This window comes from Catellatospora sp. TT07R-123, from assembly GCF_018327705.1.
GTDB lineage: Bacteria > Actinomycetota > Actinomycetes > Mycobacteriales > Micromonosporaceae > Catellatospora.
This window is the reverse complement of record NZ_BNEM01000001.1, coordinates 1435965-1449626: the sequence shown is the minus strand read 5'-3', so window position 1 is coordinate 1449626 and position 13662 is coordinate 1435965. Positions and strand designations below refer to the sequence as shown.

Annotated in this window: 10 protein-coding genes; 9 read left to right on the top strand and 1 reads right to left on the bottom strand. The window is 71.7% G+C overall.

Features of this window, described 5'->3' with window-relative positions; all coding sequences use genetic code 11:
* The first annotated feature begins 12 nt into the window (after positions 1-12).
* Positions 13-888, top strand: coding sequence for a hypothetical protein (locus tag Cs7R123_RS06040; protein WP_212824098.1), 876 nt, complete (start codon positions 13-15; stop codon positions 886-888).
* A 65-nt stretch (positions 889-953) separates the two neighbouring features.
* Entirely contained in the window at positions 954-1973 is a 1020-nt protein-coding gene (locus Cs7R123_RS06035) for a LacI family DNA-binding transcriptional regulator (protein WP_212824096.1), read from the top strand.
* Here the strand turns inward: Cs7R123_RS06035 and Cs7R123_RS06030 are convergent.
* On the bottom strand, positions 1970-3031 hold the full coding sequence (locus Cs7R123_RS06030; protein ID WP_212824094.1) for a LacI family DNA-binding transcriptional regulator: 1062 nt from the start codon (positions 3029-3031) through the stop codon (positions 1970-1972). The two genes, Cs7R123_RS06035 and Cs7R123_RS06030, sit on opposite strands and share 4 nt — an antisense overlap.
* Before the next feature lie 362 nt (positions 3032-3393).
* On the opposite strand from Cs7R123_RS06030, the gene Cs7R123_RS06025 reads away from it, so the two are divergent.
* The 7 genes from Cs7R123_RS06025 to Cs7R123_RS05995 all read left to right on the top strand — a co-directional run bounded on the left by Cs7R123_RS06025 (position 3394) and on the right by Cs7R123_RS05995 (position 13660).
* Positions 3394-4713 (top strand): ABC transporter substrate-binding protein, encoded by a 1320-nt coding sequence (locus Cs7R123_RS06025; protein WP_212824092.1) that lies wholly within the window; start codon positions 3394-3396, stop codon positions 4711-4713.
* Positions 4714-4819: 106 nt separating this feature from the next.
* Positions 4820-5776 (top strand): carbohydrate ABC transporter permease, encoded by a 957-nt coding sequence (locus Cs7R123_RS06020; RefSeq protein WP_212824090.1) that lies wholly within the window; start codon positions 4820-4822, stop codon positions 5774-5776.
* Positions 5773-6654 (top strand): carbohydrate ABC transporter permease, encoded by an 882-nt coding sequence (locus Cs7R123_RS06015; RefSeq protein WP_212824088.1) that lies wholly within the window; start codon positions 5773-5775, stop codon positions 6652-6654. The genes Cs7R123_RS06020 and Cs7R123_RS06015 overlap by 4 nt, the downstream gene beginning before the upstream one ends.
* Before the next feature lie 275 nt (positions 6655-6929).
* On the top strand, positions 6930-9299 hold the full coding sequence (locus tag Cs7R123_RS06010; protein ID WP_212824086.1) for a glycoside hydrolase family 2 protein: 2370 nt from the start codon (positions 6930-6932) through the stop codon (positions 9297-9299).
* Entirely contained in the window at positions 9296-10180 is an 885-nt protein-coding gene (locus Cs7R123_RS06005; RefSeq protein WP_212824084.1) for an ROK family protein, read from the top strand. Before Cs7R123_RS06010 ends, Cs7R123_RS06005 begins: the two co-directional genes overlap by 4 nt.
* Positions 10181-10311: 131 nt before the next feature.
* On the top strand, positions 10312-11748 hold the full coding sequence (locus Cs7R123_RS06000; RefSeq protein ID WP_212824082.1) for a glycosyl hydrolase: 1437 nt from the start codon (positions 10312-10314) through the stop codon (positions 11746-11748).
* Positions 11749-11881: 133 nt separating this feature from the next.
* The gene (locus Cs7R123_RS05995) at positions 11882-13660 is read left to right on the top strand and encodes a ricin-type beta-trefoil lectin domain protein (RefSeq protein WP_212824080.1); all 1779 of its coding nucleotides are present in this window, start codon (positions 11882-11884) and stop codon (positions 13658-13660) included.
* Positions 13661-13662: the final 2 nt, after the last annotated feature.

Here is a 13662-nt window from a genome sequence, read left to right as displayed (position 1 = left end):
GATAATCGGGGAGTGCGCCGATATGCCGTGCTGGCTGCCGTGGTCGTGCTCGCCTGGAGTGCCGCACCGGGTGTGGCCCGGGCGCGGCCGGACGGCGCACCGCCACCACCGCCGAGTCCCCGATGCGCGCCGTTCCCGGCGGCGTTCGATCCGGCCCGGTTCCCCGGCACGGCGGTGACCAACACCTGGCTGCCGCTGACGCCCGGGGTGCGGCGCGTCTACCAGGGCACCGCCCGCGACGACAGCGGGCATCCGCAGTCGCACACCATCGTGTCGACGGTGACCAGCCTGACCAAGACCGTCGCCGGGGTGCCTACCGCGGTGCTGCTGGAGCAGGACGTCCAGGCCGGTGAGCTGGACGAGCAGGAGCTGGCGTTCTTCGCCCAGGACAGCGACGGCAACGTGTGGGGGCTCGGGGAGTATCCGGAGGACTTCGAGAAGGGCAAGTTCGTCGGGGCGCCGGACACCTGGATCGCGGGCGTCGACGGCGCGAAGGCCGGGGTGGCCATGCCCGCCGGCCCGGAGCTGGGGCAGACGGCGTACCAGCAGGGCGACGCGCCCGACATCGACTTCCTCGACTGTGCACGGACGCTTCAGACCGACCAGAGGCTGTGCCTCAAGACCGGCTGCCACGACCACGTGATGATCGTCGACGAGTGGAGCCCGCTCGACGTCGCCAGCGGCCACCAGCGAAAGTACTACTCTCCGAACATCGGCAACATCAAGGTGACCGCGGCCGGCGACCCCGAGGGGGAGACGCTGGAACTGGCGAGCGTCGACACGCTGGACGCCAGGGCACTGGCGACGGTGAACGCCCAGGCCCGGGCGATGGACCGCAACGCGTACCAGACGACCACCGTCTACGCGGACACGCCGCCGGTGTCCTGAGCCGCCGCGGGCACGCCTGCCCGCCCGGTATGCTCCCTCGTGGTCCGCGCGGTGGGGGAGGCTCGATGGCTCGTCAGCCCACGATGGCCGACATCGCCGCCCGCGCCGGTGTCTCCCGGGTGGCCGTGTCCTACGCCCTCAACGGGCGTCCCGGCGTCTCCGACGAGGTCCGCGAGCGCATCGTGCGGATCGCGCGGGAGGTCGGCTTCAGCGCCAACGGCCCCGCCCAGGCCCTGCACGGCACGGTGGTGCGGGCGGTCGGGCTGACCATGCGGCGGCCGTCGGCGGCCTTCCACATCGAGGTCTTCCGCCGCGAGCTGATCAGCGGTGTCCAGGCGGAACTGATGACCCGGGGCATCGGCCTGGCGCTTCAGTTCGTCGACAGCCTCGACGCCGAGCTTGAGGTGTACCGCAGGTGGGGCGCGGACCGCCGGGTCAGCGGGGTGCTGCTGTGCGACCTGGTCGCCGACGATCCCCGGGTCGACCTGATGGCCGCGCTGGACCTGCCCGCCGTGGTCGTGGGCGGTCCGGTCAGCGGGCCGCGCCTGAGCAGCGTCTGGAACGACGACGCCGCCGCGGTGACCGAGTCGGTGCTGTATCTTGCCGCGCTGGGCCACCGCCGGATCACCCGGGTCGGCGGCCCGGCCGAGATGCTGCACACGAGGCAGCGCAACGAGGCGTTCCTGGCCGCGTGCGCGCAGGCCGGGGCGCACGGCCTGGTGCTGGCCTCCGACTACACGGGCGAGGCCGGTGCGCAGGCGACCCGGCGCATCCTGAGCGCGCGCGAGCAGCGGCCGACCGCGATCTGCTACGACAACGACGTGATGGCGGTGGCGGGCCTGGCGGTGGCGGCGGAGATGGGCCTGGCGGTGCCGGCCGACCTGTCCATCGTGGCGTACGAGGACTCGCCGCTGTGCCAGGTCGTGCACCCGCCGCTGACGGTGCTGCGCCGCGACATCGTCGCCTACGGCGCGCACGCGGCCCGGCTGCTGTTCGACCTCATCGCGGGGCTGCCCGCCCGGTCGGTGCTGGACCACGTCGCCACCCTGGCCGTGCGCGAGAGCACCAGCCCGGCCCCGGCCTAACCGCCGGTCGTGCGCGCGGCCCGCCGGTGCGGGGCGGCAGCCCTGGCCGGTGGGGGAGCGGTGCTGCCGCGCGGGCTCAGGTGTGCGGGCTCGTCGTGCAGGTCGGTGACCGGCTTGCCGTCGATCGCGGCCAGCAGCAGCCGTGCGGCGTGGGTGCCGTACGCGGAGATGTCGCGGGTCAGCGCGGTCAGCGGCGGGTGCACCAGGCGGCAGATGGGCGAGTCGTCCCAGGCGATGATGGACAGGTCGGCGGGCACCGCCAGGCCCATCTCGTGCGCGACGGCCAGCCCGGCGATGGCCATGATGTCGTTGTCGTAGATCAGCGCGGTGGGACGGTTGGCGGAGCTGAGCAGCCGCCGGGTGGCCCGCGCGCCGTCCTCGCCGGTGTAGTCGGTGGAGACGGTCACCGCGCTCTCCAGCCCCAGCTGCTCGGCGAGCCGGGCGAAGGTCTGGCTGCGGATCGCGGTGTGCGACAGCTCGGGCAGGCCGCCGACGCGGGCGATGCGCCGGTGCCCCAGGGCCGCCAGGTATTCGACCGCCTCGACCAGCGAGACCCCGTCGTCGGACCAGATGCTGGCCAGGGCGCCGCTGGCGGCGGGAGGTCCGATGACGACGGCGGGCAGGCCCAGCCGGGTCAGGGCCTCGACGCGGGGGTCGCCGTCGCGTACGTCGCAGACCAGGACGCCGTCGACGCTGCGGTCGCTCCACCAGCGCTGGTATGCGGCGATCTCCTGGTCGCTGCCCGAGACCATCTGCAGCAGCAACGCGTACGAGTGGATCGACAGTTCTGCCTCCAGGCCGCTGACCAGCTCCATGAAGAACGGCTCCACGCCGAGGGTCTTCGCCGGGCGGTGCAGGGTCAGGCCGACCACGTTGGACGGTGCCCCGGCCAGCGCGCGGGCGGCGCTGTTGGCGCGGAAGCCCAGCGTGTCGGCGACGGCCAGGATGCGGCTGCGGGTGGTCTCCGACACGCCCGGCTGGCCGTTGAGGGCGTAGGACACCGCGCCCTTGGACACGCCCGCGGCCTTGGCCACGTCGGCGATGGTGGGTCGTTTCAACGGTGGTCCTCGTATCCGGTCGCGTCGCGCGGGTGGGCAGTGCCGCACGAGGCGGAACTTTCTCGGTTCACCAATCCTAGCGCAGCAGCGGCGTACGCATAGACCTGCGGACCGGCATTCCCGGGCGACCCGCTCGCGCCGGGCGGACCGCAGCGGGCTGCGCCGACCTGTTGCGGCAGTTCAGGTCTGCCGTGGCTGCGACACCGACTGACGGGGCCGCGTCGCCGCGTTGACAGCCCTGAAACCCGGTCGTAAAGTCTGGGCACTTACTCGGTTCAGTAAGGAAAGTTCGATTGACGAGCAGGGCGCCCCCGGCCGCATCTCGGGCCTGCGCGGGTGCTCCTGGAGATGGAGTTGTGGACATGAAAAGACGTGCGCTCGCCGCGGTGCTGCTGTCCGCAGCGCTGCTGGCCGCCGGCTGCTCCAGCGGCGGCGGGGCCGCCACGGGTGACGACAGCGCGCTGTCCCCGGCGGACCCGGCGAAGGTCTCCGGTGACATCACCGTGCTGACCAACCGCACCGACCTGGTCACCGACGGGACGATGCAGAAGTACGCCGACCTGTTCAAGCGGGACTACCCGAACGTCAACGTGAAGTTCGAGGGCGTCACCGACTACGAGGGCGAAGTCAAGATCCGGATGAACACCGACAAGTACGGTGACGTCCTGCTCATCCCGAACTCGGTCGTCACCACGGACTACCCGAAGTTCTTCGCCTCACTGGGCGCCGTCGCCGACATGGACGGCAGGTACACCGCGGCGGGCACCGGCAAGGGCCGGGTCGGCGACAAGGTCTACGGCCTGGCCGGGTTCTCGTTCATCAACGGGTTCGTCTACAACAAGGACGTCTGGACCGCCGCCGGGGTCACCGAGTGGCCGAAGACGCGCGCCGAGTTCGTCGCGGCCCTCCAGGCGATCAAGACCAGGACCGGCGCGACGCCGTACTACACCAACTACAAGGACGGCTGGCCGCTGAGTTCCTGGTCGTCGGTGCTCGGCTCGGCCACCTGCGACGCCAAGGCCAGCGACAACCTGCCCACGACCAACCCGTGGGCGGCGGGCGGCGACCTCAACGCGGGCGACACCCTGCTGTACGACATCGTGAAGAACAAGCTGTCGGAGTCCGACCCGACCACGACCAACTGGGAAGACTCCAAGGGACTGCTCGCCACCGGCAAGATCGCCACGATGTGGCTGGGCTCCTGGTCGCTGGTGCAGATGCAGGACGCGGCGAAGAAGGCCGGCAAGAGCCCCGACAGCATCGGCTACCTCCCGTTCCCGGCCCAGGTCGGCGGCAAGTTCTGCTCGGTGGTGGCGCCCGACTACCAGTCGGCGGTCAACATCCACTCGCCGAACAAGGCCGCCGCGCGCGCCTGGATCGACTGGATCCTGGAGAAGTCCGACACGGCCGCGGTCAACCAGGCCGTCTCGGCGATCAAGGGCGCCCCGCTGCCCAGCGCGCTGAAGCCGTTCACCGACGCCGGGGTGCAGTTCATCGACCTGGCCCAGGTCAACGCGGCCAAGGTCAGCGAGATCGACAACCAGTCCGAGGTGGGCATCGGCAAGCCCGAGTACCGCCAGCACCTGATCGACGTCGCCCGCGGCGCCGCCAAGGGCGATCTCGACGCGATCTTCGCCGACCTGGCGAAGCGGTGGTCGGAAGCGGCCAAGAACGTCGGCTGACCCGATCCCATCCGCGGTGCGGGGCGCCGGAGCCGGCCGAAGCGGGGCCGACCGGCCCCCGCACCTCCCAGCACATACGCGGGCAATCTCGGAAGGTGACTGCCGCATGACCGACCTCAAGAGCGGCCCCCGCGCCGAACCGGCGCCCGTCCCGGCGGCGGCCGCGCGGACCCCGGCCGCCGCGCCGCCCGCGCGCCGGGTGTCGTGGGCCGACCGGCTGACGCCGTGGGCATACCTGGCCGCGGCGCTGGTGCTGCTGGTGGCCTTCACCTACGTGCCGGTCGCGAACATGATCTCCTACAGCTTCACCGACTGGGACGGGGTCAGCCCCGACCGCGACTTCGTCGGCGTCGACAACTACGTGGAGCTGTTCACCCGCCCAGACCTGTTCCACGTCTTCTTCGTCAGCCTGTTCTACCTGGCCGCGGCCGCCGTGCAGATCGTCGTCGCGCTGTACTTCGCGACGATCCTGACCTTCAGGACGAGGTTCCGGAACCTGTTCAAGGGACTGCTGTTCTTCCCGTACCTGATCAACGGGGTCGCGGTGGCGTTCGTCTTCCTCTACTTCTTCAAGGAGGGCGGCACCCTGGACTCGGTGCTGGCCCTGCTCGGCGCGCACCCGGGGCAGCTGTGGCTCGGCGACCCGGACCTGGTCAACGTCTCGCTGTCCGGCGTCTCGGTGTGGCGATTCCTGGGCCTGAACTTCGTGTTGTTCCTCGGGGCGATGCAGTCGATCCCCGCCGAGCTGCACGAGGCGGCCGAACTCGACGGCGCCACCCGGTGGCAGGTGTTCCGCAGCATCATCGCGCCGAGCATCCGGCCGATCATCGGCCTGAGCGTCATCCTGGCGATCTCGGGCTCGCTGTCGGTCTTCGAGATCCCGTTCGTCATGACCCGCGGGTTCGGCGAGAGCAAGACGTTCGTCATCCAGACCGTCAAGCTCGCCTTCGACTTCAACAAGATGGGGCTGGCCTCGGCCATGGCCGTGGTGCTGCTCGCCATCATCCTGCTGATCACCTGGGTGCAGCGGCGCCTGGTGCCGGACGAGAGGGCCGACCGATGACCGCACCGACCACGGCCAGGGCCGCCTTCGACCGCCGGGAGCGCCGCGCCGCGCTCCTGCGCCCGGTCGCGGTGACCCTCAAGTACCTGTCCCTGGTGGCCGCGTCGATCGTGGTGCTGCTGCCGCTGCTGACGATCTTCCTCACCTCGCTGAAGACCGAGCAGGAGATGGCGGCCGGCGACACGCTGTCGCCACCGCGGAACTGGTTCAACCTCAGCAACTACGCCACCGCGTTCACCAAGGGCGAGATGCTCGCGGCGTTCGGGAACACGGCGTTCATCCTGCTCTTCTCGATCACGGGAACCGTCGTGATCGGCTCGATGGCCGCGTACGCCATCGAGCGGTTCACCTTCCGGTTCAAGAAGCTCGTCGTGGCGGCGTTCCTGGTGGCCACGCTGGTGCCCGCGGTGACCACGCAGGTGGCGACGTTCAAGGTGGTCGACGCGCTGGGGCTGTTCGACACCAGGTGGGCGCCGATCCTGCTGTACATGGGCACCGACATCGTGGCGATCTACATCTTCCAGCAGTTCATCCGGGGCATCCCGGTGTCGCTGGACGAGGCGGCCCGCATCGACGGCGCCGGCAGCTTCAAGATCTACCGTACGGTGATCTTCCCGCTGCTCAAACCGGCCGTCGCCACCGTTGTGATCATCAAGGGCATCACCGTCTACAACGACTTCTACATCCCGTTCCTGTACAACCCGTCGCCGGAGCTGGGCACCATCTCCACCTCGCTGTTCCGGTTCAAGGGGCCGTTCGGCGCCCACTGGGAGACCATCTCGGCGGGCGCGGTGCTGGTCATCGTGCCGACCCTGGTCCTCTTCCTGGTGCTGCAACGGTTCATCTACAACGGCTTCACCACCGGAGCCGCCAAGTAGGCGCCAGCAAACTTTCTCGGTTCAGCCCTCGCCTACCCGGCGCGCGGCGACCCGCGTCCTTGCGCGAGTTGCCGGGCAATCGGGCGTAAGAGTGCCCAAGATACGCCCGATTGCCCGGCAACTCGGCGGGGGGGTGTGGGCGCTTTACATTGATGAATGTCGATCATTGACACGTTTTGGGTGACGGCTTTACAGTCGGTTTACTTACACGGTTTTGTAAATAAGGTTATCTGGAACCTCCCCGGACCGGGGGCGTTCGTCGAAGGAGTACCACTGTGAGCAACCACCGCAGCCTGCACGACGGCTGGACCCTGTCGGCCGTCGCGGGCGTCCGCGACATCACCTCCGTCCCCGCGACCGTGCCCGGCTGCGTGCACACCGACCTGCTCGCGGCGGGACTCATCGACGACCCCTACCGCGACGACAACGAGAAGCGGCTGACCTGGATCGGGCGTACGGGCTGGAGCTACCGCACCGCCTTCGACTGGCGCCCCGACGGCGCCGCCCGCACCGACCTGGTCTTCGACGGCCTGGACACGGTCGCCACCGTCCACCTCAACGGCGTGCGCGTCGCCGAGACCGCCAACATGCACCGCAGCCACCGCGTCGACGTCGGGCCGGTGCTGGTCGAGGGCGCCAACACGCTGGAGGTCGCGTTCCGGGCGCCCTACGAATACACCGACGAGCGGCAGGCCGCCTACGGGCCGCTGCCGGGGCCGTATGACGAGCCGTACCAGTTCATCCGCAAGATGGCCTGCAACTTCGGGTGGGACTGGGGTCCGACCCTGGTCACCGCCGGGATCTGGCGGCCGGTACGGCTGCACTCGTGGTCGGGCGCGCGCATCGCCGAGGTCCGGCCGCACGTGCGCGCCGACGGCGTCGACGTCCACGTCCGGGTGGAGCGCGAGGGCGACGCGGCCGTCACCGTGGCGGCCGAGGTCGCCGGGGTGCGCGCCGAGGTGGCGCTGACGGCCGGGCAGCGCGAGGCGGTGCTGCGGCTCGACGTCGCGGACGTACGGCTGTGGTGGCCGCTCGGCTACGGCGACCAGCCGCTGTACCCGCTGACGGTCACCGCCGGGGACGACACCTGGACCCGCCGGATCGGTTTCCGCACCGTGGAGCTGGAGCCGGACGCGTTCCGGATCAGCGTCAACGGGCGCCCGGTGTTCGTGAAGGGCTTCAACTGGATCCCGGACGACTGCTTCCCGCACCGGGTCACCTCCGAGCGGCTGGCCGAGCGGTTCGGCCAGGCCATCGGCGCGGGCGCCAACACGCTGCGGGTCTGGGGCGGCGGCCTGTACGAGTCCGACGGCTTCTACGACCTCGCCGACGAGCTGGGCCTGCTGGTCTGGCAGGACTTTCCGTTCGCCTGCGCGGCCTACCCGGAGGACGACCTGATGCGGGCCGAGGTCGAGGCCGAGGCGCGTGAGAACGTGGCCCGGCTGGCCAGCCACCCCAGCCTGGTCGTCTGGTGCGGCAACAACGAGAACATCGAGGGCCACCAGCACTGGGACTGGCGCGAGCCGCTGGCCGGGCGCGACTGGGGCGCCGGGTTCTACTTCGACCTGCTGCCGCGGGTGGTCGCCGAGCTCGATCCGACCCGGCCGTACTGGCCGGGCAGCCCGTACTCCGGCGCCCCGGACCGCGACGTGCACGACCCGTCGACGGGCACGATCCACATCTGGACCGTGTGGGGCAGGGAGGACTACACCTTCTACGGCACCTACACGCCCCGGTTCGTCGCCGAGTTCGGGTTCCAGGGCCCGCCCGCGTATGCCACACTGCGCGCCGCCGTCTCCGACGACCCGCTGGCGCCGGACTCGCCCGGGACCATGCACCACCAGAAGGCGACCGACGGCAACGCCAAGCTGCTGCGCGGCCTCGGCGAGCACCTGCCGCGGCCGGAGTCCTTCGACGACTGGCACTACTACACCCAGCTGAACCAGGCCCGAGCCATCGCGTACGGGGTGACCAGGTTCCGGGCGCTGATGCCGTACTGCATGGGCACGATCGTGTGGCAGCTCAACGACTGCTGGCCGGTCACCTCGTGGGCGGCCGTCGACGGCGACGCCCGCCGCAAACCGCTGTGGTACGAGCTGCGCCGCGCCTACGCCGACCGGCTGATCACGTTCCAGGACGGCGACGTCGCCCTGGTCAACGACACCGACGAGCCGTGGCGGGCGGACCTGGCCCTGACCCGCCTGGACGTGGACGGCCAGCCCTTGGCCAAGGACGCCGCGCCGGTCGAGGTCGCCGCCCGGTCCGTCGCGCGGGTCCGCCTGGCCGACGCCGTCGCCGTGCCCGCCGATCCGGCCCGGGAGCTGCTGCTGGCCGAGGCCGACGGCCTGCGCGCGCTGCGGATGTTCGCCGAGGACCCGGCCATGGTCTACCCGGTCGCGGCCTTCGACGCCACTGTCGAGCCGACCGCCGACGGCGTCGACGTGCGCCTCACCGCGCTGACGCTGCTGCGCGAGCTGGCCCTGTTCCCCGACCGGCTCGACCCGGCTGCGACCGTCGACGAGCAGCTGGTCACGCTGCTGCCGGGGGAGAGCGTCACCTTCCACGTGACCTGCGACCGGCCGCTGGACCCGGCCCGGCTGCTGGCCTACCCGGTGCTGCGTACCGTGAACGAGGCGAGACCGTGAGCGCCGTGCTGGCCGTCGACATCGGCGGCACCACCTTCGCCGCCGCGGCGATCGGCGCCGACCGCGGCATGATCGCGCGCGTCGAGGTGCCGATCGGCACCGACCCGACCGCGACCCTCGCCACGCTGATCGGCGGGTTCGCGCCGGACGGGCTGATCGGTGTCGGCATCGGATCGGCCGGGCCGCTGGACCCGGCCTCCGGCTCGGTCAGCCCGGTCAACATCCCGGCCTGGCGCCGCTACCCGATCGCCGCCGCCGTCGCCGACCTGACCGGGCTGCCGGTCGGGCTGGCCGGCGACGCCCAGTGCATGGCGCTGGGCGAGTACTGGCACCGCGCCGCCGCGCCGTCGATGCTCGGGCTGGTCGTGTCCACCGGCATCGGTGGCGGCCTGGTCCTGGACGGGGAACCCTACTTCGGGCGTTCTGGCAACGCCGGGCACATCGGCCACATCAGCATCGACCCGGCCGGGGCACGCTGCCCGTGCGGCGGCACCGGCTGCGTGGAGACCGTCGCGTCCGGCCCGAGCATGACCGCGTACGCCCGGTCGCGGGGCTGGACCGGCCCCGACGCCAGGGCACTGAGCACCGACGCCTCCGCCGGGAACCCGGTCGCGCGGCTGGCCTTCGCCCGCGGGGCCGCGGCCCTGGCCACGGCCATCCTCACCACGGCCGCCCTGGTCGACATCGACACGGTCGTGGTCGGCGGCGGCGTGGCCGCGGCGGGCGAGGTCCTGTTCGGGCCGCTGCGGCAGGCCCTGGCCGAGCAGGCCGGGCTCGGCTTCCTCCAGCACGTCACCGTCACCCCGACCACGCTGGCCCGCGACGCCGGCCTGTACGGCGCCGCCGCCCTCGCCTTCGCCCTCGCGGGCGTTCCCGTCTAGCCGCCCCGCGCGCGGGCAGCCGGTGCTCCTGCCCGCGCGCCACGACTCCCTCGCCGTCCGCGGTGAGGGCACGGCGTTCCACGCCGAACCCGGAATCCGATCCTCCCCGTCCCCCACAAGGAGGTTCCACCATGCGCAACCGCACCGACCGAACCGGACCACCGGCCCTGCGCCGGGCCCTGGCCGCGCTCGCGGCCCTGGCCCTGGCCCTGGTGCTGGCCCCGACCGCCCCGGCCCAGGCGTTCCCCGCCTCGACCCGGGCCCAGCTGATCAGCTTCCTGAACGGCATCTCCGGGCAGAACATGCTGTCCGGGCAGCACAACCGCGAGCCCAACGCCGACCCGACCAAGTACACGCGGGTCGCGCAGTCGATCACCGGGCAGACGCCCGGCCTGTGGGGCGGTGACTTCCTGTTCGACGCCGCCGACGTCAACGCCCGCCAGACGATGGTCAACGAGGCGATCCGGCAGTGGCAGGGCGGCTCGGTCGTCGCGCTGACCTGGCACATGTGCCCACCCACGATGGGCTCGACCTGCAACTGGGACAACAACATCAAGAGCCGTCTGTCCGACGCCCAGTGGAACGAGCTGGTCACCAACGGCACCGGGCTCAACAACGCGTTCAAGAGCCGGCTCGGCGAGGCGCTGCCGTACCTGCGGCAGTTGCAGACCGCCGGAGTGCCGGTGCTGTTCCGGCCGATCCACGAGATGAACGAGGGCTGGTCGTGGTGGGGCGGGCGCCCCGGCGCCAACGGCAGCCGGAAGCTGTACCAGATCACCTATGACTACTTCACCGGCCAGGGCCTGAACAACCTGGTCTGGGTGTGGAACGTCAAGGACGTCAACATGGGCTCGATCGCCGACTACTGGCCGGGTGCGTCCTATGTCGACGTCGCCTCGCTGGACATCTGGGTCAAGCTGGAGCCGAGCCAGTCGGACTACCAGGCGATGCTCAACATCGCCGGGGGCAAGCCGATCGCGCTGGCCGAGGTCGGCCGGGTGCCGAGCCCGACCGTCATGAACGCGCAGCCCCGGTGGGCGTGGTGGATGGTGTGGGCCGAGTGGCTCACCGACCCGGCGTACAACAACAACGCGGCCGTGCAGGCGTCGTACTTCCACTCCCGGGTGTTCAACCGGGGTGAGTTCAGCATCGGCGGCGGTGGCGGCGGCGGTTCCCGCACCGGGGCGATCACCGGCGCGGCCAGCGGCCGGTGCGTCGACATCCCCGGCGCGACCACCGTCAACGGCACCCAGGTGCAGCTCTACACGTGCAACGGCACCAGTGCGCAGTCGTGGACCGTGGGCACCGACGGCACCGTGCGCGCGCTGGGCAAGTGCCTGGACGTCAACGGCGGCGTCAACGCCGACGGGACCAAGGTGCAGATCTGGGACTGCCTCGCGGGCAACACCCACCAGCAGTGGACCTACAACAGCACGGCCCGCACGCTGGTGAACCCGGAGACCGGCCGATGCCTCGACGCCACCGGCCAGGGCACCGCCGACGGCACCAAGCTCCAGCTCTGGAGCTGCAACGGCCAGACCAACCAGCAGTGGAACCTGCCCGCCTAGCGGCCTGACAGGCACCCGGTCGGCGGGCGGCTGCCCCGCCGCCCGCCGACCGGCCCACTCAACCGACAGGACCAGTCCCGAGTGGCCGCGTACCCGTGCGGCCGGGCACCGCCTGTCCCGATGAAGGAGAATTATGCTGAAATATAGGTTCAGCGCGGCCTCGCTGGGCGCACTCGCGTTGCTGGCCACGCTGCTGGTCGCGGGTGCGGCCCCGGGCGCCGCCGCCGACCCGGTCGGGCCGATCATCGGCCTGGGCGGCAAGTGCGTCGACGTGGCCGGCGCCAATCCGGCCGACGGCACGCAGGTCCAGCTCTACACGTGCAACGGCGGCACGGCCCAGGCCTGGACGATCGGAGCCGACGGCACGATCCGCGCGCTGGGCGGGTGCCTCGACGTCAGTGGCGGGACCAGCACCGACGGGACCAAGGTCCAGCTCTGGGCCTGCGTCGCGGGCAACGCCCACCAGCAGTGGACATACAGCAGCACCGCCGCGACCCTGGTCAACCCGCAGACCGGCCGCTGCCTCGACGCCACCGGGCAGTCCGGCGCCGACGGCACCAGGCTCCAGATCTGGGCCTGCAACGGCCAGGCTAACCAGCGCTGGACCCTGCCCGGTGCCCCCACGGCCACGACCGGTCCGATCACCGGCGCCGCCTCCGGCCGGTGCGTCGACCTGCCCGCCACCGCCAACGGCACCCAGGCCCAGCTGATGGCCTGCACCGGTGGCGCCGCGCAGGCGTTCACCCCCGGCTCCGGCGCCACCCTGCGCGTGCTCGGCAAGTGCCTGGACGTCAACGGCGGGATCAACGCCGACGGGACCAAGGTGCAGCTCTGGGACTGCACCGTGGGCAACACCCACCAGCAGTGGACCTACGACACGGCGGGCAGGACCCTGGTGAATCCCGAGACCGGCAAGTGCCTCGACGCCACCGGCCAGGGCACCACCGACGGCACCAGGCTCCAGCTCTGGACCTGCAACGGCCAGGCCAACCAGCAGTGGACCGTGCCCGCCGGCACGTCCGGCCCGCTGCCGTGCACCCGTGCGTTCGGCTCCGGCGAGCGCACCGTGCCGGTCACCCTCAACGGCACCACCTACCAGGTCACCGTGTACGTCCCCGCCGGTGCCGCCGCCGACGCGCGGCTGCCGCTCGTGCTCAACCTGCACGGCACCTCCGGCACCGGCGGCAACCAGCTCGCCTACAGCGAGATGCGCGGCGCCGCCGACGCGGGCCGGTTCCTGGTCGCGGCACCGAACGGCGCGTTCGTCAACGGCGGCGGCTACGCCTGGAACGTGCCCGGGGTCGGCAGCCCGCCGCCCGGCCGGGACGACGTCGCCTTCCTGGCCCAGGTGATCGCCACCATGACCGGCACCGCGCTGTGCGCCGACAGCAGCCGCGTCTACCTGACCGGCTACTCCGGTGGCGGCCGGATGACCTCGGCGTTCGCGTGTGCCCGGCCGGACCTGGTCGCGGCGGTCGCCCCGGTCGCCGGGCTGCGGGCCGGGCGGCCCGACCCGGCCGACACCTCCCGGCCGGACCCGGCGTCGTGCCGGCCCGCGCGGGCGGTGCCGGTGATCGCGTTCCACGGGCAGCAGGACGCCACCAACCCGTACTCCGGCGGCGGGTCCGAGCTGTGGCAGTACTCCGTCCCCGTCGCGCTCGCGCGGTGGGCGGCGGTGGACTCGTGCGCGGGCTCGCCGGTGGCCACCGCGGTGTCGGCGCACGTGTCGCGGACCGCCTACCAGGGCTGCCGCGACGGAGCCGACGTGCAGCTGTACGTGATCTCCGACGGCGGGCACACCTGGCCCGGCACCGCCCAGGCCTCGCCCGGCAACGGCAACACCACCCGCGAGATCAGCGCCAACACCCTGATGTGGCAGTTCTTCCAGCGCTTCCGCCTGCCGACCGCCTGACC

Bases quoted from the DNA above. Each gene is read 5' to 3' on its own strand.
- Cs7R123_RS06035 (WP_212824096.1), top strand. From the start codon at position 954: ATGGCTCGTCAGCCCACGATGGCCGACATCGCCGCCCGCGCCGGTGTC.
- Cs7R123_RS06025 (WP_212824092.1), top strand. From the start codon at position 3,394: ATGAAAAGACGTGCGCTCGCCGCGGTGCTGCTGTCCGCAGCGCTGCTG.
- Cs7R123_RS06020 (WP_212824090.1), top strand. From the start codon at position 4,820: ATGACCGACCTCAAGAGCGGCCCCCGCGCCGAACCGGCGCCCGTCCCG.
- Cs7R123_RS06015 (WP_212824088.1), top strand. From the start codon at position 5,773: ATGACCGCACCGACCACGGCCAGGGCCGCCTTCGACCGCCGGGAGCGC.
- Cs7R123_RS06000 (WP_212824082.1), top strand. From the start codon at position 10,312: ATGCGCAACCGCACCGACCGAACCGGACCACCGGCCCTGCGCCGGGCC.
- Cs7R123_RS05995 (WP_212824080.1), top strand. From the start codon at position 11,882: ATGCTGAAATATAGGTTCAGCGCGGCCTCGCTGGGCGCACTCGCGTTG.